Source organism: Kibdelosporangium phytohabitans, from assembly GCF_001302585.1.
Classification (GTDB): Bacteria; Actinomycetota; Actinomycetes; order Mycobacteriales; family Pseudonocardiaceae; genus Kibdelosporangium; species Kibdelosporangium phytohabitans.
This window is the reverse complement of the sequence record NZ_CP012752.1, coordinates 8783945-8805550: the sequence shown is the minus strand read 5'-3', so window position 1 is coordinate 8805550 and position 21606 is coordinate 8783945. Positions and strand designations below refer to the sequence as shown.

19 protein-coding genes are annotated in these 21606 nt (G+C 67.3%); 11 read left to right on the top strand and 8 right to left on the bottom strand.

Annotation, left to right across the window (positions count from 1 at the left end; all coding sequences use genetic code 11):
* The first annotated feature begins 229 nt into the window (after positions 1–229).
* Together AOZ06_RS39525 and AOZ06_RS39520 are read left to right on the top strand one after the other, a co-directional pair.
* A complete protein-coding gene (locus AOZ06_RS39525) occupies positions 230–1753 on the top strand; it encodes an alpha/beta hydrolase (protein ID WP_083472231.1) in 1524 nt (507 codons plus the stop codon).
* Between the two features lie 232 nt (positions 1754–1985).
* Positions 1986–4733 carry an AfsR/SARP family transcriptional regulator gene (locus AOZ06_RS39520; RefSeq protein WP_054294044.1) on the top strand — a complete coding sequence of 916 codons (2748 nt, stop codon included), beginning with the start codon at positions 1986–1988 and terminating at the stop codon, positions 4731–4733.
* A 124-nt stretch (positions 4734–4857) separates the two neighbouring features.
* On the opposite strand, the gene AOZ06_RS39515 is transcribed toward AOZ06_RS39520, so the two are convergent.
* The gene (locus AOZ06_RS39515) at positions 4858–5196 is read right to left on the bottom strand and encodes a YciI family protein (protein ID WP_054294043.1); all 339 of its coding nucleotides are present in this window, start codon (positions 5194–5196) and stop codon (positions 4858–4860) included.
* A 9-nt stretch (positions 5197–5205) separates the two neighbouring features.
* Positions 5206–5649, bottom strand: coding sequence for a VOC family protein (locus AOZ06_RS39510; protein ID WP_054294042.1), 444 nt, complete (start codon positions 5647–5649; stop codon positions 5206–5208).
* A 410-nt stretch (positions 5650–6059) separates the two neighbouring features.
* Between AOZ06_RS39510 and AOZ06_RS39505 the strand changes: the two genes are divergently transcribed.
* Together AOZ06_RS39505 and AOZ06_RS62350 are read left to right on the top strand one after the other, a co-directional pair.
* Positions 6060–7313 carry an MFS transporter gene (locus tag AOZ06_RS39505; RefSeq protein ID WP_054294041.1) on the top strand — a complete coding sequence of 418 codons (1254 nt, stop codon included), beginning with the start codon at positions 6060–6062 and terminating at the stop codon, positions 7311–7313.
* Positions 7314–7349: 36 nt separating this feature from the next.
* A complete protein-coding gene (locus tag AOZ06_RS62350; RefSeq protein WP_417999911.1) occupies positions 7350–7490 on the top strand; it encodes a DUF6881 domain-containing protein in 141 nt (46 codons plus the stop codon).
* A gap of 259 nt (positions 7491–7749) precedes the next feature.
* On the opposite strand, the gene AOZ06_RS39500 is transcribed toward AOZ06_RS62350, so the two are convergent.
* The 3 genes from AOZ06_RS39500 to AOZ06_RS39490 all read right to left on the bottom strand — a co-directional run bounded on the left by AOZ06_RS39500 (position 7750) and on the right by AOZ06_RS39490 (position 11351).
* The gene (locus AOZ06_RS39500) at positions 7750–8493 is read right to left on the bottom strand and encodes a VOC family protein (RefSeq protein ID WP_054294040.1); all 744 of its coding nucleotides are present in this window, start codon (positions 8491–8493) and stop codon (positions 7750–7752) included.
* A gap of 272 nt (positions 8494–8765) precedes the next feature.
* Positions 8766–9095, bottom strand: a complete 330-nt coding sequence (locus AOZ06_RS39495) for a DUF4190 domain-containing protein (RefSeq protein ID WP_179950772.1) — start codon at positions 9093–9095, stop codon at positions 8766–8768.
* A 444-nt stretch (positions 9096–9539) separates the two neighbouring features.
* Entirely contained in the window at positions 9540–11351 is a 1812-nt protein-coding gene (locus AOZ06_RS39490; protein WP_054294039.1) for a right-handed parallel beta-helix repeat-containing protein, read from the bottom strand.
* Positions 11352–11485: 134 nt separating this feature from the next.
* Between AOZ06_RS39490 and AOZ06_RS39485 the strand changes: the two genes are divergently transcribed.
* The 3 genes from AOZ06_RS39485 to AOZ06_RS39475 all read left to right on the top strand — a co-directional run bounded on the left by AOZ06_RS39485 (position 11486) and on the right by AOZ06_RS39475 (position 13384).
* Positions 11486–12061, top strand: a complete 576-nt coding sequence (locus AOZ06_RS39485; protein ID WP_063810194.1) for a helix-turn-helix domain-containing protein — start codon at positions 11486–11488, stop codon at positions 12059–12061.
* 17 nt (positions 12062–12078) lie between these two features.
* Positions 12079–12462 carry a RidA family protein gene (locus tag AOZ06_RS39480; RefSeq protein ID WP_054294037.1) on the top strand — a complete coding sequence of 128 codons (384 nt, stop codon included), beginning with the start codon at positions 12079–12081 and terminating at the stop codon, positions 12460–12462.
* Between the two features lie 340 nt (positions 12463–12802).
* Entirely contained in the window at positions 12803–13384 is a 582-nt protein-coding gene (locus tag AOZ06_RS39475) for a hypothetical protein (protein WP_054294036.1), read from the top strand.
* Positions 13385–13577: 193 nt separating this feature from the next.
* Here the strand turns inward: AOZ06_RS39475 and AOZ06_RS58130 are convergent, their stop codons facing one another.
* Positions 13578–13724, bottom strand: a complete 147-nt coding sequence (locus AOZ06_RS58130; RefSeq protein WP_169799042.1) for a hypothetical protein — start codon at positions 13722–13724, stop codon at positions 13578–13580.
* Positions 13725–13818: 94 nt separating this feature from the next.
* A complete protein-coding gene (locus tag AOZ06_RS39470) occupies positions 13819–14856 on the bottom strand; it encodes a serine/threonine-protein kinase (RefSeq protein WP_157233498.1) in 1038 nt (345 codons plus the stop codon).
* Between the two features lie 188 nt (positions 14857–15044).
* Here AOZ06_RS39470 and AOZ06_RS39465 point away from each other — a divergent pair, with 188 nt between their 5' ends.
* The 4 genes from AOZ06_RS39465 (at position 15045) to AOZ06_RS39450 (ending at position 20738) form a co-directional block, all read left to right on the top strand.
* Complete coding sequence (locus AOZ06_RS39465; RefSeq protein WP_054294034.1) at positions 15045–15704, top strand: hypothetical protein; 660 nt, start codon at positions 15045–15047, stop codon at positions 15702–15704.
* Between the two features lie 1034 nt (positions 15705–16738).
* On the top strand, positions 16739–17815 hold the full coding sequence (locus tag AOZ06_RS39460; RefSeq protein WP_054294033.1) for a terpene synthase family protein: 1077 nt from the start codon (positions 16739–16741) through the stop codon (positions 17813–17815).
* The gene (locus tag AOZ06_RS39455; RefSeq protein ID WP_083472229.1) at positions 17791–19116 is read left to right on the top strand and encodes a cytochrome P450; all 1326 of its coding nucleotides are present in this window, start codon (positions 17791–17793) and stop codon (positions 19114–19116) included. The genes AOZ06_RS39460 and AOZ06_RS39455 overlap by 25 nt, the downstream gene beginning before the upstream one ends.
* 104 nt (positions 19117–19220) lie before the next feature.
* On the top strand, positions 19221–20738 hold the full coding sequence (locus tag AOZ06_RS39450) for an amidohydrolase family protein (RefSeq protein ID WP_063810193.1): 1518 nt from the start codon (positions 19221–19223) through the stop codon (positions 20736–20738).
* A gap of 253 nt (positions 20739–20991) precedes the next feature.
* Here AOZ06_RS39450 and AOZ06_RS39445 read toward each other — a convergent pair whose 3' ends face one another.
* Positions 20992–21546 (bottom strand): hypothetical protein, encoded by a 555-nt coding sequence (locus AOZ06_RS39445; protein ID WP_054294031.1) that lies wholly within the window; start codon positions 21544–21546, stop codon positions 20992–20994.
* Positions 21547–21606 lie beyond the last annotated feature (60 nt).

Below are 21606 nucleotides of genomic sequence, written 5' to 3'. Positions count from 1 at the left end.
AATGTCCGGCAGGCGCGGATGACAGCCCTGCGCGGATGCGACTGCCGGACTCACCACCCGGCGCCGTGATGCCGCCCGCGGTGCGAATTCGAGACGAAGCCCAGGTGAATCCACCCCCTGGCACTGTCACGTCATCCACATGAGGGACGGGGCGGCCAGGCAACCAGTCATGGTCGCCGTCGGCTGATTGTCGGACAAGTCCTGACAACAGGGGAACAGAGGGAATGCAGTGAGAAAACTGGTCGCACTCAGTGCGGTCACCGCGGTCGCGGCGGGTGTGCTGACGGCTTTCACGTCCGCGGGCGTCGCGCAAGGGCAGTCGGACCTCGCCTTCGGGGCGTGTCCGGCCCCGATCAACGGGGCCTATCCGAACATCCGCTGCGCCGAGTTGACGGTGCCAATCGACTACTCGAACCCGACGACGGGCAACGTGACCGTGCAGGTGTCACGGCTCGCCGCTGCCGATCCGGCCAAGCGGCGCGGCGTGCTCGTGGTCAACCCCGGTGGTCCCGGTGCCCCCGGTCTCACATACGGGCCAGGGTCGTGGGCGGCGCGGTTGCCCGCGTCGGTGCGCGATTCCTACGACATCATCGGGTTCGACCCCCGCGGCGCCGGTCGCAGCACACCGATGCGGTGCCTGGCCGAAGGTGACGAGTTCTGGGGCCCGCCGATGCCCGACCCGGACCCGGCAGCCAACCGACGGCTGAACTTCGACCGGTCCGCGCAGTACGCGCAGGCCTGCCACACGAACGCCCGCGCCAAGCTGACACCGCACCTGACCACCAGGAACGTCGCCAGGGACATCGACACGCTGCGTACCCGCCTCGGTGTGCCGAAGATCAGCTTCGTCGGCTACTCCTACGGCACCTATCTCGGCGCCACCTACGCCTCGCTGTACCCGGCACGTGTCGACCGGATGGTGCTGGACAGCAACGTGAACCCGACGCCGCCGGACTTCGCCTACCGGTGGACCCTGAGCCAGGCGGCGGCCGCGGGCCCGGCATTGTCGCACTACTTCGGCTGGATCGCCTCTCACGACGACGTGTTCGGCCTGGGGTCGTCGGCGGCAGCCGTTCGCGCCCGATGGGACGGCGCGCTCGCGACGCTGCGTGCCCAGCCGCGCGGCGCGCTCGGCGCGTACGAGTTCCTCGACATGAGCTTCAACAATCTGTACAACGAGAACGACTGGGTCGGCTTTGGACACGCGCTCGCGGACTTCGCGGTGCGCGCCGACGACGCCGGACTGCAGGCGAGGACGTTCGACCGTCGCACGCCGGGAACCGGCTTCGAGACCCAGTACTCGGTGTACTCGGCCGTCACCTGTAACGACGCTCCGTGGCCACGACGCGAGAACACTGTCGTCGCCGACGCCGAGGCGCTCCAGAGCCAGACGCCCTTCGCTTGGTACGTCCAATTCTTCTCAGTCTGCTACACCTGGCCGACCCCAGCCCAACCGCACCTGACGGTTCGCGGCGACAACTTGCCCCCGATCCTGATGTTCAACTCCACCGGCGACATCGCTACGCCGTACGCGGGAGCCTTGGCGCTGCACCAGGCGCTACCCAGCTCCGTTCTGGTGACCGAGGCCGGCTCCTACCGCCACGGCGTCGCATACCAACCCGCAGCGCCGAACCAGGCGGCCAACCAACTGGCCACCGACTACCTGGTGTCCGGCCTTGTCCCCTCGGCCGATACCACCATCCCTGCCCATCCACTACCCGACGCGCGTACAGCGGCGAGTCCCGGTCGCTGACCCAGAACGCTGGACACCACCCCTCTGGTCCCGGGTGGTGTCCAGCCCTCCAGGGCCCCTGCCGTGAGCCTCCCCAGCCGCCGCAAGGAGCCCTAGGGAGAGGTGCCCGACCGGACGACGCCGCTCTGCTGACCACCCGGCGGAACGGTCGGGCACCGTCCTGAGTAGCCCTGGACTGCACCTGAGTAGAAATACGGATCGGTGGGAGGAGCAGCTCCTCTATCTTGTCGAGGTGAGGTTCTCCGTACTCGGATCGCTGGTGGTGGTCGGGGACGACGGGCCGGTCGAAGTGAGCACGGCCAAGCTGCGGGTGGTGCTCGTGACGCTGTTGCTCTCGGCGAACCGGCCCGTGTCGATGCCGTACCTGGTTGACCGACTGTGGGACGGATCGCCCCCGGCGGCTGCCCAGAAGGCGGTCCAGCTGTACGTGACGCGGTTGCGGGCGGCGCTGGGGTCGGGCCGGGCGCTGATCCAAACCGTGCCGGGTGGGTACCAGCTCAACGTGGCAGCCGACCAACTCGACCTGCTGCGGTTCGAGAACCTGGTTGCCGGCGCGGAGCAGGCGCCAGACCAGCAGACCTGTGCCGACATGTTGCGTGAGGCCCTCGATCTGTGGCGCGGCGAACCGTGCCCGGACGTTGTCTCCGACGTGCTGCACGCCGACGACCTGCCGCGCCTCGTGGAGCGGCGGCTGATGGTCGCCGAGCGCCACGCCGAACTCGAACTCACGCTCGGCAGGTACACCGAGGCGGTCCCGCGTCTGCGGATTCTGGTCGCCGAAGCCAGTTTGCGAGAGCGGTTCTGGGTGCAGCTGATCCGTGCCCTGCACGGAGCGGGCAGGCGGGCGGAGGCGCTGTCCGCCTACCGGGAGATCGCCGGCCGCCTCGCCGAGGAGCTGGGCGTGGACCCGGGAAGCGATCTACGGGCGGCGCACCAGGCGGTACTCAATGACGAGGTACCGAGTCCACCTGCCAGGAGGGCTGTGCCGCGGCAACTTCCCGCGGACCTGCCGTGGTTCATCGGGCGCCGGAACCGCTTGGCCCTGCTGGACAAACATCTGCCCGGCGAGGCACTGGTCGCCGTGGACGGCCCGGGAGGGGTCGGCAAGACCTCCCTCGTGCTGCACTGGGCGCACCAGCACGCCGATCTGTTCCCGGATGGACAGTTGTTCGTGGACTTGCGTGGTCCCGGCCACGCACCCGACAACGCGCTCGGGGCCTTCCTCCGCGCGCTCGGCGAGCCGGCCGAGCGCATCCCGGCTGATCTCGACGAGCGAGCTGCGTTGTTCCGCAGCGTCACAGCGGACAAGCGGTTGCTGATCGTGCTCGACAACGCGGCGGATGCCGCCCAAGTTCGCCCGTTCCTGCCGGGACCGGTCGGCGTCGTGATCGTGACCAGTCGCCAGCGGCTCCGCGGACTCGCGGTGCGCAACGGCGCGGTCCGGGTCGCGCTCACCCCGTTCGGCACCGACGAGGCTGTGGAACTGCTCGCCCGGCTCGCCGGCGGCGTCGACCCGGACGAGATGGCCTCGATCGCCGACCGCTGCGGCGGTCTCGCGCTGCCACTGATGATCATGGGACACCGGCTGGCAGACGGTACGCCCGCGGCGCGACTGCTGGACGAACTCGCGGCCGAACGCGGGCGCCTCAACGCTTTCGACGTCTCCGACGACGTCGCCACCGACGTACGTGCCATGCTCGTGTCGGCCTACGCCGCGCTTCCCGGCCCCGCGGCCCGGCTGTTCCGGCTGTTCGGCACGTGGCCGACCAATCGCATCACCGTGCCGGCGGCGGCGGCGTTGGCGGCTGTCGACATCGAAACTGCCCGCCGCCTGCTCGGCACCCTCGTCGACGCGCACCACCTGCGCCGAGTCGACGTGGACAGGTTCGAGATCCACGATTTGATGCACGCGTTGGCTGCCGACCTGTGCGCCAACGACCCGGAACGCGCGGCCGCGTTGGCGCGGGTCCTGTCCTGGTGTTTGCACAGCTCCCACAATGCTGCCCGCCGCATCGGAGACCGGCGGGTGCCGCAGGCACCGCCACTGGCTCCTGGTGTGACCGCCGAGGAGTTCCTCACCGAAGCCACCGCGCAGGCGTGGTTCGACGAGGAGTTCGACACGTTGACCAGTGTCGTCGAGCTGGCTGTGGCGCACGACCGGCCCGAACACGCGTGGCCGATCGTGGCGGCTTTGACCGAGTACCGCGAACGCAGGGCCCGGTGGGCCGACCACCGGCGGCTGATCCGTCTTGGCGTGTCGGCCGCACGCGCCGCGGGGGACCGTCGCGGTGAGAGGCTCGTGGTGATGACCCTGGCCAACAACGAACTGCACCTGGGTCAGCACGCGGCGGCACTGGAGAACTTCCGGCGCGGTCTGGAACTGGCGCGGGAACTCGGTGACGAGGCATGGCAGGCAGCCGCGTTGGGGAGCATGGCCCGCGCCTTGTACCGCTTGGGCCGTATCGAGGAAGCCCTCGGTCACCTCGAGCAATCGCTTGCGGCACACCAACGTCTCGGTCACCGTCTAGGTGAGGCGCTGGATCTGCACCACATGGCGATGTGCCACCTGCGTGCGGGCGACCACGCCAAGGCGATCGCGCTCGACCAGCAGTCACTACGCATTCACGTCGCCGCGAGCGACCGATTCGGAGCCGCGTTGGTCCAGGGCCAGCTGGGGGAGGCCCACCTCGCTGTCGGCGCGTACGGAAAGGCGATCGACTACTTCCGTGCCGCGCTCGACTGGTTCCGCCGCACCGGATCCGCCTACGAAACCGACGCGGCAACCATGCTCGCCGAGGCCCTCCACCACGCCGGCGAACGATCGGAAGCCGAATCGTTGGCCCGTGCCGCCGCGGCAACCTTGCGCACCCACCACACCCCGGCATCAATCAACCTGCTCACGCGCCTGCGTGCCACGTTTCCCGCCGTCATCGCGGAAATGACCGACAAACAACCAGAACCTGCCCGGCCGGGTACGTGAGCCGACCGGCGTCGATCAACCCTCTCGCCACGCTCCGAGGCGCGAACTCCACGTGCGCTCAGATCCGCACGGCCCGGGGAACTCGCTTCGATCGAAGACGTGGTGCTCCCGGTGGCGGGACACCTCAGACTGGAATGGCGTCTCCGGGGAAGCCGTGGCACGGGTGCACCTCGTAGCGCATCATCCCCGCTTGTACGCAAGGGTCACCGGCCATGATCTCCGCGGCTTGCTCGGCGGGCACGGTCATGATCACGACGCCCGACACAGTGCCGGACAAGACCGGGCACAGCACTGTGATCACGCCGTCGGCGCGCAGCGAAACCATGCGCCGCTGGTGTTCGAGTCCGATGGCGTCCGCGTCGTCCCTTGTCCGCTCCGGCCCCCAGTGGAGGATGGCCAGGCTGAGGGGCTTCCCGGTCGCGGCCAGTGCCTGGATCTGCTCGTCGGTCACCGGTGTGCTCATGACGTCTCCTCAATTCCCGATGCGCTCGGCCAGTGACACGATGATTCCCTCAGGCCCGCGGACGTACGCCATCCGCCAGCTGCCCTCGTATTCCCCGATCGCTCCCACCAGGCCGTGTCCGGCGGCTGCGGCGTGGTCGACCGCGGCCTGCAAGTCGGTCACCTCGAAGGCGATGTTGCGCAGACCGAGTTCGTTGGCCGGTGCGGCCGGTGAGCCTGGGAGGTGGTCGGGCCGCGTGAAGCTGGACAGCTCCAGCGTCGTGCCGCCGCCCGGTGGGCGCAGCATCACGATCTCGGTGCGGGCATCGGTCATGCCGATCACCGTGTCCAGAAACTCGCCTTCGACCGTCATCTTCTGGTCGGCCTCCATGCCGAGGCTGACGAAGAACGCCGTCGCGGCGTCGAGGTCGGCGACGGTGATGCCGACGTGGTCGAAGTGCTTGACGAAGCTCATCGGGTCCCTTTCAGGTCGCTCTGTGCGGCGCCGCGAACAGTAGCACTTTAAGTTCCTTAAAGGAACTTAACTGGCCTGCCTGTGCGCAGTCGGGTGGCGCCGTCACCCGCTGTTGTGCCCGTGAAATTCAGCGGACACGCAGGTCCTTCGGTCGTTAGAGTCGACGCTGGTGCGGAATCCCGTCCGCCTTGGGAATGCAGGAGCGCTGATGCACACAACGATGACCGGAGCTTCCGTTCGCCCCTTGGTGACCGTGGCTGCGGGCTTGTAACGCGCGTGTAGCAGCAAATCCAGCACACATCCCGGTCGCCGGGGGCGAGGTGACAGGTGTCACCGGTCCTTCGGCGCTGTTTGGCGTCTCCGATCGCCTTTCCGGGAGTTCTGCTGTGTCCGCTCGTCATTCTTCGTCGTTGCGCATACGTGTCCTGGTCCAACGCCTGATCGCCGGCAGGAAGTCCCGGCGGCCTGCTCCGCCGGACCCGGCCGATCAGACCGTCGACCGGAATGTCCGCCTGCTGAGCTGGTTCAACTTCTTCGGCGACTTCCGCTTGTACGGGCCGATCATGGTCATCTACTTCGCGCAAGTCACCGGCTCGTACACCGCTGCCGCCAGCCTCCTGGCGGTGAAGATGCTGGCTTCGGCAGCGTTCGAAGTCCCGACCGGTGTGCTCTCCGACCGCCTCGGGCGGCGCGGCACGATGATCGCCGGTGCCGTCGTCATGGTGGCCGCCCATCTCGGGTACGCCGGCGCTTCGGGCTACGGCGTTCTCCTGGCAGCTGTTGTGCTGGAGGGATTGGCGACCTCACTGTGGAGCGGCAACAACGAGTCTCTGCTCTACGACACGTTGCTCGAAGCCGGGCGGGAGGAAGAGTTCGCCCGGCATTCGGGCCGGGTGAACTCGATGTTCCAGATCGCGCTCGCGCTGGCGGCACCCATAGGTGGCGTGGTCGCCGGAGCGTGGTCACTGCGTGCGGTGGTTGTGCTTTCGGTCGTGCCGCAGGTGCTGTGCGTGCTTATGGCCTTGCGGGTCCGGGAACCGCGGGTGCACGGTCCGCTGGAGTCGAACGCGTTGGCGCATCTCGGATCGGCCCTGCGTGGCATCCGCCGTAGTCCGGTGCTCCGCCGCATGACGCTGGTGTCGGCGCTTCGTTACAGCAGCGAAAGCGCGGCCCAGTTGTCGCCTGCTTTCGTGGCAGGGCTGTGGCCGCTCTGGGCGCTGGGCCTGTGGCGCACCTTCGGCCATGGCGTGGCCTTCGTCGGCTTCCGCGTCAGCGGTTGGGTGATCGGCCGGGTGGGCGCGGCCCGCACGCTGCTGTTCGGTGAACTGTTCGACAACGTGGTGAACACCGTGGCACTGGTCAAGCCGACGGTGTTCTCGCCAGTGCTGCTTGGGTCACCGGCGTATGGCATGTCGACAACCGCCCAGCAGACGTTGCTGCAGCGCGAGTTCACCGACCGGGAACGCGCGACGATGGGTTCGCTCGCGTCGTTGCTCGGCAGCGTGCTTTACGCGCTCGTCGCTCTCGGAGCCGGTGTGGTGGCGGACCGTTGGGGCATCGTTGCGGCGTTGCTCGCGATCCAGGCAGTCGGGCTGATCGCACTTCCGCTCGCCTGGTGGGTGCACGCGCACGCTCGTTCGCTTCCGCGGACGCTGGGCCGGTGACGCCGCCAGACGGGACACCGGCACGATCGCACTGGGGTGAGGCGCCCGTTTCCGGTCCTGGAAGAGATCAACGCGCAGGAGGAGTTCCGGGCAGTGACCACCACGGCAGCAGAGTTCGAGTCAGTCTGGTCGCGCGCACGCCGCACAGCGTCACGGTGGATCGGAGCCTTGACGTGACCAAGTCCGTTGAATTCATCACCGCCTGGGTCGAGTGGGGATCGTGAACCATGTCGTCGACTTCGGTGTTGTCACTGCTGTGGCGGATGGTGGGTCGTGGATGTGGCCGAGTTCCGCGGCCGGTTCGCGGGGCTGTCCGGGGCCGCCCGAGAACTCGGGCGTGGCCGGAGGAAAAGCAGGGCGGTGAGGAGCGCTGACCCGCGATCGACCACGTCCAGGGCATCCGGCGGGGGAGGTTCCGGCACGGAAAGCCAAAGTCCTACTTCGGCTGCGAACCCACCAAGAACTCGTTGCCGAACGGGTCCACGGCCTTGCCCACCCGGGCGTAGGGCATGTCATCGAGTTCCCCCGCGGTGCCACCGGCGGCAGCCACCTTCGCCATGGTCTCGTCGGCGTCCGCGACCGCGAAGTTGGTCTCCCAGAGGGAGACTTCGCTTTCTGTGGTGCCCAGGATGCCACCGATCTCGTGCCCGTCCGGCCGCCGCAGGAAGGTGAAATCGACGCCGGGCAGGTGCACGTCGTTGCCATCCAGGGTGAAGTCGAAGACCTTTGTGTAGAAGTCGCGCGCCCGGCCGGGGTCCGGGGTCACGAGATCGTTGCGCACCAACGTGTCCGGCTCGTTGACCAGACGACACCCCGGCTCGCTCCGGCCCTGCCAGAGCCCGAACCGAGTCCCGGTCGGGTCCGTCACGATCGCCGCGCGGCAGAGCTGCCCGACGTCGTGTGGCTCTCGCACGACCACGCCACCCGCAGCCGTGGCGCGCTCGACGGTCCCGGCGCAGTCGTCGGTCGCGATGTGCACTTCCCAGCCGTACCCGGGGGTTTCCTCCCGCAATCCGGCGACCGCCAAGCCACGAAGCCGGCACACGGTTCCCCGCTCGTCCTCGGCGAAGGTCCAGCCGAACACGGCACCGTAGAACTCTTTCGTCCCCGCCAGATCCGGCACGGCGAGATCCATCCAGGTGGGCGTCCCAAGCGGTTGGTTGTGGTCGATCTGGACCATCGTGGTGGCTCCTTCTGTCTGTTGTGCCGACACCACGCACGCTATGACCCATTCAGGTCAGATCCTGACCGGTGGTCGAATTCGCCGGCGATCACGGCGAAGTCGCCACCCTGACAGCCTTGGTCATCTCCCACCGGGTCGGCGGCGCCGAGGGGCCCGCAGCGGCGATCCCCGCCCGCTCGGGACGGTCACGTCCACGAGATCCCTCAGCACCGCCGCCACGTCCTTCGTCACGCCTCCGGCCACGGAGTGCACGCAGGCGGCCGTCGACGTCAGCTCAGCGCCGACACCCAGGCGATGCACAGCACCAACCCGACCACCGACGTGACCAGTCCGGCGACGGCCAAGCCCAAGTTGTTGGCCTCGCCCTTTTTCGCCTTGCTGATGCCCACTCCGGACAGCACCACACCGATGATCACCAGTGGCCACGCGATCACCCCGATGATCGGGATGAAACTGAACACCAGACCGACGATGCCGAGCACGAAACCTGCGACGCCCAGGCCGTTCTGCGGCTGCGCCACACCATGGGGGCCGGCCTGCTGCTGGTGGGGAGGATAAGTCACGAGAATCCGCCTTCGCGATGTTCCGGCGTGCGCCATGTGCGTACCCCAGTTACGCAGCGCCGCACACGCCAAGTGAGAGTTGTCAACTTTGGTGACACGCTTTTGTCATTGAAGCGCCGCTACTTGTCAGGTAGCCGTACCCAGACTGAATGGGCCGTTCACCGGCACCTGCCTGGTGGCGCGAACCTCGGTCAAGCCGGTCGTCAGTGTCGCCTTCGCCTCGGGGCGCGTCTGACCGACTTCTCATGTTCCTCCCGTCCATGTCGATGATCTGTCTGGATGTCATTCCACCGGTGAAGTTTGTTACAACGAATCGCTCGATCGTGTGAACATTTTCGGATCGGGCCACGTCGTCTCCCGGTGTCACCGCGGCATTTTGGTGTATCAGATACCGCGTCTTCGGCACGGCGATGTCGCCCTGCACGATTGTGTGTCCGTGATTTCATTTCTGTTCTGCGACAGTCTGTGGCTGCGTGGCTCCTAACCGGCCCGGACCGTCGCGTGCCGTCCTGCCTGGACGGTCCCCATGAGGCGGTTGCCGGTCAGTGTCAACGGCGGGTTCATGCCGCTGACCGACACCCGCTTTCCCTTCTTGGGCTTGACAACGCAGTCGGAGAACTCCAGCCCGACCGAGTTGCTGACGACCACCGGTTCGGGGGTGGCGGTGACCGTGCAGCGCTCGTAGTGACCGCCTGCGTCACGCACCACGAGCCCCTCCTGGGCCGGGCCGATCCTGCAGTCGCGCAAGGTCGGGGTCGCGCCTTTGACCACCTTGACCGCGATCCCGCCCTTGGCTGTGATCTTGCAGCCGTCGAGCAGGGCGGAGTTGCCCGCGCCCGTTATGGTGACCGCCGTCTGGTACTCCGCGTGGACCGTGATGTCGCGCAAGGTTGCCGCATCGGAGATCACAACGGGGTGGTTTCGCTTCGCGATCAGCCGGACGGAGTCGGCGCTCGCTGCCGCCGGACGTACCTCGACTCCTGCCGGGATGCGGATCTGGTCGACGCAGCGGTACATGCCAGGCTCGAGTTCGACGGTGTCGCCGGGGGAGGCGTTGTGGAACGCCTGCTTCAACTGGGCGTATGTCCGCACGCGCACCACATGCTGAGCCGGGCCGTCAGGGTGGGCGTCGATCTCGCCCTCGAGGTCGTTGTCGACCGACCGGCACGCGGTGGACGTGGTTTCAGCGAAGGCCTCGAAACCTCTGGAACGGTTGTCCTCGGCAGCGCACTTGGCGAAAGTCGCGGTACCGCCGGAGACGCCGAAGCCGGAGTTGCGGCTGCCGACGTCGTCGGGCCTGCCGTTGCCGTAGGAACCGCACTCGGTGAGCTCCACCGCGGTGTAGATCGAGAACCCCTGATCCGCGTTGTTGTGCGCCACGCATCCGAGGAACTCACCGGCGCCACCCACCACGAGGAACCCCGCGCGGTCGGAATCGATCGCCTCGCACCGCTCGAAGCGGGCCTCGCCATCCGTCATCCACACCGCGGGTCCGTGCGTTCCGGTGATCCGGCAGTCGGTGAAGACCCCATTGCCGCCGCTGATCAGGATTCCTTCGGGAGAGGTGCCGGCGATCCTGATGTTGCGGGCGTGCAGCACGCCGCCATCAGCGATCTCCAGTGCCGGCCCGCCGCCGTGGATGGCGCAGTCCGCGATCGCGACGTGCCCGCCCTCAGTCGCCGTGACCGAGCCACCGGCGATCTCGCATTCGCCCAGGGTGAGCACCGTGCCGTGGTCGGTGGCGACGGCTGCCTGCCGTCCAGGCCCGTCGAAGGCGCAGTTCAGGACGGTCGGGCTGGCGCCCGTCTTCGCGATCACCGACCCCACCAAGACATCGGAGAACGTGCACCGCTTGTAGAAGCCCTTGGCGGCCTCCACACGCAGGCCCTGGCTCGCGGGCCCGATCCGGCAGTCGGCGACCGCCGGGCTCGCGCCGCCACGAACTCGGACGCCCACGCTGTGGGGCGCCCGGATGTCGCAGTTCGAGATCTTCGGGTTCACCCCTTGCCCGACGACTTCGACGGCCGCCCAATTCCACCCGCTGCCCACGACGGTCAGGTCGCGGACGGTCGCGTCGGCAAGAACCATCAAGGTGTTGCCAGTGGCCGCGGTCAGCGTGACCGTGCCTGCTCCTCGCTTCGGCCGTACCTCGACTGCCTTGTCAACGACCACTTCCCCGTCATACGTGCCGGGCGCGATCTCGATCACGTCGCCGGGGCGGGCGAAGCGCAACGCCGAACCCACGTCGGCATAGCCCTTCACGCCGACCAGGAGCACCGCAGGATCCGCCATCGCACCGCTTCCCTCAGTCGGGTCACTTGTGCATCCCCCAGCAGACGCGGGATCAGGGTAGCGAAACCGCGGTCACGCTGGGCGGGGAACGTCACCTAAACCCAGGTGTTCATTTTAGTGTACGATTGGCCACTATGATTGACGATGGCGGATCGATGGCGACGGTGGCCGGTGAGCTGGCCCGCATCGTCAGGGCGCACCGGGAGACCCGCGGGTGGTCGCTCGGCGGTCTGGCGAAGGAGACCGGGCTGTCGAAGACACTCCTGGCGAAGCTGGAGACCGGCACCGGCAACCCGTCGCTGGAGACGATGTGGCGGCTCGCGCGGGCGTTCGACATCCCGCTCAGCACGCTGCTTGGTGACGACGAACCGCCGGAGATCAGGGTCATCCGGGCCGGCGAAGGCCAAACGCTGACGTCGGAGAGCGGCCTGGTGGCACGGCTCGTGCTCGCCGAGGGGCGCAGTCACCGCACCGAGATCTACGAGGTCCACCTGGCCCCCGGCAACGACTACCTCAGCGTGCACCCGCCCGGCACCGAGGAACTCGTGTACTGCACCGAGGGGTCGCTGCAGGTCGGCCCGCGCGGCCGTGAGGTGGAGCTGTCGGCCGGCGACGCACTGCTGTTCCCGGGAGATCTTCCGCACCGGTACGTCTCGGCCCGTGGGGCCCGCCTGCTGTCCGTCATGAGTTACCCACCCGCCCGACAATGACGAATGGAGAGTTCTCAATGACAACCACAGTGCACACGCCGGACGCGGTGCTGCCCGTCGGCCCGTTTCCCCAGGCGGTCCACGCTGGCGAGTTCCTGTTCATCTCCGGCACGGTTCCCTACGACTCGGTTACCGAACAGGTCGTCCCCGGTGGGGTCGAGGAACAGACCGCTCACGTCATGGGCAGCATCCGCGCGATCCTCGAGGCCGCGGGCGCGACGATGGACAACCTGGTCAAGGTGACCATCCACATGAAGGACGTCGACGACTGGCATCGGATGAACGCCGTCTACCAAACCTTCTTCGGCGAGTACAAGCCCGCGCGGATGACGATGCAGGCCCCGCCTCCGCTCGGCTTCCTCGTCGACATCGACGCCATCGCGCACCTCCCCGCCGAGTGACGCGGTTCGATCCCCAGAGTCACCGCTGTCCTTTGTGGTCACTGAGGCGAGTGCACCCCTGAGAGTGCGAATGACGCACCTCCTTGACGCAGCGCATCCGTTCACCCGCATCTCCGTCCGTGGTTGCCGAACGGCCGGTTGGCGGGTTGCCGTCGCGGGCGTGGTCACGCTCCTGCTCGCAGGTGGAATACGCTTGCGGTGACCACTCGATAGTGTTGCCAGCCTTTCGGTATTCCGTGTTCGCTGTACAGTCCTTTTGGGAGGGACGGTGCCATCGGGCCCTGTCCCGGCCAGTGGCTGCTAGTCAGATTCTGGACCACCGTCGAAAGGAATCAGTACTGTGCCGTTCATCAGGAATGCCGTCATTGTCGCTGCTCTCGCCACCGCCGGTTTCGCGGCGACCGGGGGTGCCGCTTTCGCGGGTGAGTCCGCCGATCACGACAGCGCCAAGGCCACCGTCCACACCAAACAGGCCAAGAAGGCGACCAACGGCAAGAAGGGGCACGGCCGCGACGACAGCAACGACAACAACGTTGTCCAAAGTGGTCTGATTCCCGTGAACGCGCTCAACAACGCCAACGTGTCGCCGAACCTGGGCTGCGCGGCCAACCGCCCGTTGGAGAACCTGAACCTGCAGAGCCTGGTCGGTGTGGTCCCGGTCGCCGTCGACGTGGACGAACTGGCCAAGCAGCCGCACGTCAACCTGCTGGCCAACGGCAACGTGTCCACCACCGTCCAGGACGACTCCTGCACGTCCAACCAGGGCTCCTCGCAGGCGGGCAACAACACGCACGGTTCCACCGGCGCCGGCGGCAGCTCGAACGTCCACGCGGTGGGCAATCTCGCCGGCTCGGGCAACCAAAGCGGCAACGGCGCCGGCGGTTTGATCGGCTCGGTCGGCGGCCTGCTGGGCAAGAAGTGACACAGGCTCGGCCCACAGCCGAAGCAAAACTCCGCAACATCCAGCGCGTTGCGGAGTGAAAGACAACAAAGTTGTCTACGCAGCCGGGTACCTCATGCGGTACCCGGCTGCGTGACCGTCATAGCTGACGTCGATGGCGTGGCATGCGGGGTCATGTCCAGCCAAGGCCCCCGGGTTGGTCGACAGGCTGGTGTCAGCGCCGGCGACGGAGTTTGTCGGCAGCCTGACGGGCGCGCTCGCGGTTGCGCGGGTCCTTCGCCATCTCGCGCGCCTTGTTCGTCATCTGCTGGCCCTTGGGGCTGCGCAGGAAGGTCTTGATCCGGTTCAACAGGCCGGCCATAGGTTCACTCTTTCTGGTTGTCTGCTCCTCTACCAGAGGTATACCCGCGTCACCGACGCCCAATCTCGTTGTGGTTCTCGGCTGTGAGCGCGGCCTACGCGCAACGCGATGTCGGCTCGAGATGCTGCTGACGTAGGCGTGCGGAGGGACCCTGGGTACTCGCACTCGTGTGGTGGCGGCCACCCCGGCAGCAGTCCGAGTCCACGACAGTGAACGGAGCCTCATCGTCGCGCGTCCACGGCGCGGTGTTCGCGACAGGATCGGCAGCAGGGCGCTCAGACGAGAGGCTGTGTCGAGCTTGCCCGGAGACGAGGGGAGCTGCGGCCACCTGGTGCAATATGGGGCCGATTTCGTCGGGTGACGGCCGGGCGCCGGGGTGGTGGGCGAGCATCCGCCGCAGCAGTGGTTGCAGCGGTGCGCCGCGGAGCATCGGGGCCGGAGGTTCCGTGATCGTGGCGGTCAGGCACGCCTTCGCATCCTCGCGTGCGTAGGGCGATTGGCCTTCGATCGCGGTGTACAGCGTGGCGCCCAGCGCCCAGACATCCGAGGCGGGTTCGGGGCGCTGACCCCGCACGCATTCAGGCGCGACGAAGGCCGGCGTGCCCGCCAGCGGGCCGGGAGCGGTCGCGCCGTCGAGTGTGGCGATGCCGAAATCGGCGAGGTAGGCGTCGTGGTGGTCGATCAACACGTTGCCGGGAGTGACATCGCGGTGGATCACTCCGTGGTCATGGACAGCGCACAGGGCGTCGAGGATCTGGACGCCGAGTTCGGCGACCTGCCAGACGGGCAGCGGGCCGTGCTCGTAGACGATGTGGGACAGCGGGCAGGACGGGATGTGCTGCATGACGATCCACGGGCGCTGATGGTGTTCGACGAGGTCGTACACGGCCACTACACGAGGGTGCTGGACGCGTGCTGCTGCGGCGGCCTCCGCACGGGCGCGGTCCCACAGTTGCCCGGTGGTCTCGATGTGCTCCGAGTCGTCGCAGGGCACGAGTTGTTTCACCGCGACCACCCGGCCCAGGGCCTCGTCCCAGCCGGACCAGATCGCACCCATTCCGCCGCGACCGATCACGCGCCTCAGCCGGTAACGCCCGGCCAGGACGAGCTCGTGATCTTCTGATCGCCTCACTCGACGGGTTTTACCCGGCCTGACCGGGTCCGAAACCCGTTACCCGGAGGCGACTGTGCTCGGTCACTCCGCCGGGGCTGCGCAGCCCGCGGACATCGCGTGGCACGGACGGGTGATTCGTGGGCCGCCGCCGAGTAAGTGCCCCTTCGCCGGGAAGGTCTCATGTGGACTGAACCATCGAGAAAGGGGTGCGCATCGTGACGCAGCACGACCCGCATCAGCGCAACACCGGCTCCGCGGCGAGTTCTTCCGGCGACCTGGGATCCACCCGGCGCGCAGCCGGCGCGACAGAGGCCGCGCGTTCCAGCGGCGGCCGTATGTGGTGGGTATGGGCATTGCTGGCGCTGATCCTGATAGGACTGTTGATCTTCGCTTTGGCACGATGTTCGAATGACGACGATCGGCCGACCGGCGCGGCGTCACCCCCTGCTCCCAGTACCCCCAGTGCGCAGCCCGATTCCGCGGACATGCCCCCGGGTGCGCTCCAGGTCGGCGGGCGAACCGTGTGGCCCGCCGCCGGCGCCGCCCCAGCGAATGGCGCGTTGACCACCTTGGTGGGGCAACAGGTCTCAGGTCGCGCGGTGCCGGTGCAATCCGTTCCCGCGGACGAGGGGTTCTGGGTCGGTACCAGTGACACCGACCGCATGTGGGTCAAGCTGGTTCCGAACGGCGAGTCTCCCGTCAACATCCAGAAAGGACAGATGCTGGACCTGGGTGGTCCGATCGTCGCGCACGGACGGGAATTCGCGGCCAGCGAAGGAGTCGATGACGCCGAAGGGGCCACGCAGCTGACCGCGCAGGCGGCCCACATCGAAGCCCAGCAGGACCAGGTGCGGGTAGTGGGGTGACGGTGAGAACCGGCTTGTCCGGTTCGAAGGAGTAGGATGTGTCCCCTCGCGTGGTGCCCCCAGGAATCCCATCGACACCGGGTGCTTCTGGATCGGACTGGCACCACGCGAGGCTCGACGGGCGTGATTCCGACCGCCGCAGCGTCGAGGTGCTGATGATTGTCTTGCCAGGTGGCGCCCGCGCCGGCAGCCCCTGAGCGAACCTCCCGCCGGCAGGCCTGGTGAAGTCCTGGGGGATGCGCGCGCCTTGAGAGAACCCGGGAATGCTCGCGGCCGGAGCGCTGCTTCATCCGGGAACGCGTTGGTGACCGTGGTCTGGAACCTGTGTCGACGGTCGGACCATGAACGGCTGTACCCCCGTGGTCGCACGGCGTGCGCCTTGTGCCGGATCCGCCGGGGTGGATTCGCTTGCCGCGACGTCCGTTGAATCGCTTTCGCAGCCCCGCACCGAGTACCACAGGCATGCCAGTGTGCTGATATGGCCATGGGCTATTCGGTATGTACCAACGGATTGCGGCACCTCAGGTGAAGTGTTCGCTCGGTTGTGTGACGAGGGCACCCTCACCGAGAGGGTGATCCACTCCGGTACCGCCCACGGAAAGGAGGTTGGTGCGAGCTGTGCGTCGACATCGGACTGTTGATTGGGTGAATGGAGTTGATGTTCCTTGACGCTGGTCACCGGCGCGTGCGACTGTCGCACAGAAGGCACTCAACAGAACGCGATCGTGAAACCAAAACGGGATTGCACCCCCTGTCCGCGCTCCCGGTGAGCGTCCGGTGCTTGTCGATTCGTGTGACTCGATCAGCGGGTCCGCGTCCTACTACCGCAGAGCCGTCACCTCGTCCGCGACGACGTCGGATGAACGAGCGAAACGACACGGCTGGGACCTCGCGTCGCAAGGGCTGTCGATCACAGACCCAGCGACGCCGACTCCCAGCGCAGCGGCCTGCCGTCGTCATCCCACGTGCGCCGTGTTCACGGTGCTTCACAAGCTGGACGGGACATGCGTGACACATATCAAGACCCTGCCCTTTTGACCGATCCACACCACGACGACCTGGTGTCCGGCGGCGTTCCGCTGATCTACTGCCCGATCAGCCCGGCTGTGCATCCTTTGGCGGACGTCGTCAACCGTCACGCGGTGGACTGGATGCGGCAGCGAGGGCTGTGCCCGGACAGCCAAGCAGTATCCAGATTGGAACAACTCAACTGCGGTGCCTTGGTGGCCCGCCTGTTCCCGTACGGCAACCTGAAAGCGCTGGAGACGATCGCCAAGTTCCATTGCTGGGGCTTCGTCATGGACGACATCGTCGAGAGACAAGCGCGGGTCAGCCTGCCCGCCGTGACTGATCAGCACTTCGGGATGGTCCGGATGCTCGACGCGCCGGAGTGCGGCGTCCTGGCGGAAGACGCGTTCGCGCAGGCTTTCCGGGAGATCCACGACGAGTTCGCGGAGTTGGCAGCGCCAGGGGTGCACGCCAGGTGGATCGACATGAACCGGAGCTTCGCCGCTGGTGTGCTGTGGGCCGCAGTCCACCGGCACGCCGGCCTGGTGCCCGACCCGGACGTGGTGACCACGATTCGTCCCATGGACTCGGGTGCGTTCGGCTACGGCATCGGTCTGATGGAACTGGCGGGAGGATTCGAGGTCCCGGCCGCCGAGCTGAACCGGCCCGATGTCAGGCGGCTCACCGACATCACGGCGGTGATACTGGCGTGGGACAACGACATCTACTCCTACCAGAAGGAGGTGGAACAGGACGTCGACTGCGTCAACCTGGTGACTTCCCTCGCCGAACACCATGGGCAGGACCGGCGCACCGCGCTGGCTCACGCGATTCGGATGCGGAACCAGGCCATGTGGTGCTATCTGCGGCACCGTCGGCAACTGGTTCCGTCAGGCGGGGTCCTCGACTGCTATCTGCGGGGCCTCGACCACCAGATCCGGGGCAATCTCGACTGGGGCCTGCGCGCGACGCGCCGATACGCCACGGTTGACGCCCCAGCGTTGGTGATGTGGGAGCGGCCGACCGGTGAACTGAACGGCGACAGTCTGGACGAGCCGATAGATCTCCCGTCGATCCGGTGGTGGTGGGAAGGATCGCGGTGAACGCGGTCGCGCGGGCACCCGGCCGGCTGCCGCTCCTCGGTCACCTTGTCCACCTGAAACGAGACCCACTGGGTTTCCTCACCTCCCTGCCGGACTACGGAGATCTCGTGGAGATCCAGCTCGGTGGGGAACCCGCCATCGTGGTGTGCGACGCCGAGCTCACGCGCCAGGTGTTCGTCAACGACCGCACCTACGACAAAGGCGGCCCGATGTTCGAGAACGCCAGATCGTTCTGCGGCAACGGACTCGTGACCTGCCGGCGCGACGTGCACCGCACCCAGCGCAGGCTCACCCAGGCGGCCTTCCACCGCGGCCGGATGGCCGGATACGCCCACAGGATGGCGTCCCAGATCGTGGCGCAGACAGACGCGTGGTCCGACGGTCAGGTCATCGACGTGCTGGCCGAACTGATGAGTCTGTCAACCAAGACGTTGGTGGAGACGGTCTTCTGCGACACCTTGGATCGAAACAAGTTCCCCGCCATGCACGCCAACATCAACACCCTGGTGTACGGCGTGCTGCGTGAGATGATCACACCACCCCACCTCAAAGGGCTCCCCGGCTTCAGCTCCCGCAGGTTCCGTGCGGCCTGCGCCGACGTCCGCACGACCATCCTCACCGCAGTCGCGAACGCACGTGCCACTGGGCAGAAGTCGGGCGCGGTTCTCACCGCACTCGTCAACGCCTGCGACGAGCACGGCCGGCGGCGGCTCAGCGACCAGGACCTCAACGACATCATGACCACGATCTTCCTCGCCGGGACGGAAACCACCGCCACCACCTTGACCTGGTGTCTCTATCTGGCGGCTGCGCATCCTGAGGTCGCGCAACGCCTGCGGCGGGAGGCGGACGCGGTCCTGTCCGGCAAGGCCGCCACCTACGAGGACATTCCCCACCTGACGTACGCGACCCAGGTGATCATGGAAACCCAGCGGCTGTACCCGACCGCGTGGATACTGACCCGCCGCACGACCCGTCCCGCAGTCCTTGCCGGGCAACGGATACCGGCAGGCAGGACGATCATCTGCAGTCCCTACCTGATTCACCACCGGCGCGACTTGTACCCGGAACCGGACGTGTTCGACCCAGGCCGGCCCGCCCCGGCCCGTGGCACGTACGTCCCGTTCGGCGGCGGTGCGCGCCGTTGTATCGGGGACGAGTTCGGCACCATCGAGATGACACTGGCGCTGAGCACCATCGCCGCGGCGTGGTCGCTCGAGATCGTCCGACCGCCGACCGTCAAAGTAGGTGTACTCATCAGGCCATATGGTCTGCGCATGCGGGTGCGTCGGCGATGCTGATCACGACCGGCGCGTGATCTCAGCGGGGGTAGGGTTTTCTCCACCATAAACCCTGGTGAAAGACCGCTGGCGGAACGCTTTCGTGGCATCCGAGGATCGGCGGCATGAATACTCACACACGTCGTGCCGTCCTCGGTGCCGGACTGGCCGCGGGCATCGGTACTGTCCTGGCCTCGCCGACGTTGGCTGCTGTCTCTGCCGGGACGGCACAGCGCGGTGTCGCGTTCACCCATGCGACAGTGATCGACCCGGCGCGCGGACGGATCCTGCCCGACGTGACGGTCCTGGTGCGCGGAGGAGAGATCGCGGCGGTCGGGCCCGCTGTGCGGGTGCCGCAGGGCACTCAGGTTGTGGACCTGCGCGGCAAGTACGTCATTCCCGGCCTGGCTGATCTGCACGTGCACAGCAACGGGTTCGAGGCGATCGAGCCGCCGCTGTACATCGCCAACGGGGTGACCACCGTCCGCGAGATGTCCGGGACGCCGACGGTGCACGACTGGCGGCGCCGGATCGAGGCCGGTTCGCTGCTGGGGCCGCGCTGGGCGATAGGCAGTCAGATCGTCGACGGCAAGCCGTCGATCTGGAACCCGGAGTTCCTGGCTGTCGTCCAGGTCGCCGATGCCGCAGAAGCGCGGGCCGCGGTCCGCCAGCAGGTGGCGCAGGGCGCGGACTTCATCAAGGTCTACTCGCGGCTGTCGCGTGCGGCACTGGTCGAGATCGCGGCGGAAACGCGCAGGCAGGGCGTGCCGTTCGCCGGTCACGTCCCGGACTCGATGTCCATCACGCAAACAGCTGACCTGGGAATCGGCACCATCGAGCACCTGTACGGGATGTTCTACGCGACGTCCTGGCGGGAGACGCGGCTGCGCGAGCAACTGGCCCGGATCAAACTCGAACTCGGCGACTACAACGGCTGGTTCAACCGGACCCGTACGGTCGAGTACGCCGCCTTGCGCAGCTACAGTCCGGTGAAGGCGCGCGAGCTGTTCGAGCGGCTGGCGCGGCGGAGAACAAGGATCGTCCCAACACTGACCATGCACAACGGACTGGCTCACGCCCGTGAGTTGAGTCAGCGCGACGACCCTCGGCGCAAGTACCTGCCCGCGGCGGCGTTGGCAGCACTGGACTTCGCTCTGAACGAGCTGTACCTCAAGGGCCGTGACCCGTCGCTCGACGCAGGGTGGGCGGAGCTGTTCCAGGCACAGCAACGGGTGGTGGGGGACTTGCACCGTGCGGGCGTACCCCTGATGACCGGTACCGACATCGGGACTCCCGGCGCGGTCCCGGGGTTCTCCTTGCACGACGAACTCGTCCTGCTGGTCGGGGCCGGACTGTCACCGATGGACGCGTTGCGTGCCGCGACCGCCGAACCCGCCGGATATCTCGGAACACGCACCGGGCGTGTCACCGAGGGATACGCCGCCGATCTGGTTGTTCTCGACGCGAACCCGTTGCACGACATCCGCAACACACAGCGCATCATCGGTGTGGTCGCCCGCGGCCGGTACCTCGACCACGCCACTCGCGAGCAGCTGCTGCGCGACGTGGCGTCCGCGGCCAAGAGCATGCCACCCACCGCAACCCTGGCAGCCACCTGCGCGTGCCACCACGCGCACCCATGACACATGCTGTGCGACGTTCGCGGACGCCATCACCGGCGTCCGCGAACAAGCTCGCGCTGGAAAGACGTGGTCAGGACTTCGATGCCGGGCTGAGGCTGGTTGGGTCAAGCCTATGTCGGCGCCAGGCGGCCCGCAGGACGTGTGCGAGTTGGGCAACATCGACCTGAACACCCAGGCTGCGTTCCGTGAGGTCACCAAGTGACGCTTTCGGCGGGGGCGCGGTCGGAGGTGTCCACGATGGACGGCTGCCGGATCAGGCGGGAGGATCTTCCTGCGGGTCGGGCTGCTTGAGCCGGTGGACGCGGCGGCTTTCGCCGCGGGCGTAGGCGGTCATCCGGCCACTTGGCCGGGTCCGCACCCAGCCGTGTTCTTCGCTCGGCGGCTTCGAACCGGCCACCTTGGTCATGTCGCCGCGCAGCGGGTGGAAGTCCTGCCAGGCGAGGTAAAGGGGGAGGGTCGCGATGAGAACGAAGACGGAGAACAAGACGTACGCCATGGCCGCGTCGTCGTCATCGTCGTACATCATCAAGTCGGGAAGGAAACCCAGCCCCAGGAGGAGTTCGAGTGCCACTGTGATCCAGGGGGAGGCCCATGGCGACAGTTTGCGTGCCGAGCGCCTGAGCATGACCGAGGGCCTCAACAACCCGACCCGATACTCCTCTCCGCATTCGTAGCACGACAACGTGACGGCCGCGGTGAACACCGGATCGTCAGGTGTGGGCGTCAGCGGCACAGTGGCCGAGACCGAGTGGTCCGGCAACGCCCGCCGGACGCTCGGCTCCTTCGGGTTCGGTTGGTATTCCCCCACGTGGACAAGTTCAGCTTTGCCGTTGTCCATGTAGTGGAGTAGATGCCCTGGTGCTGCCGG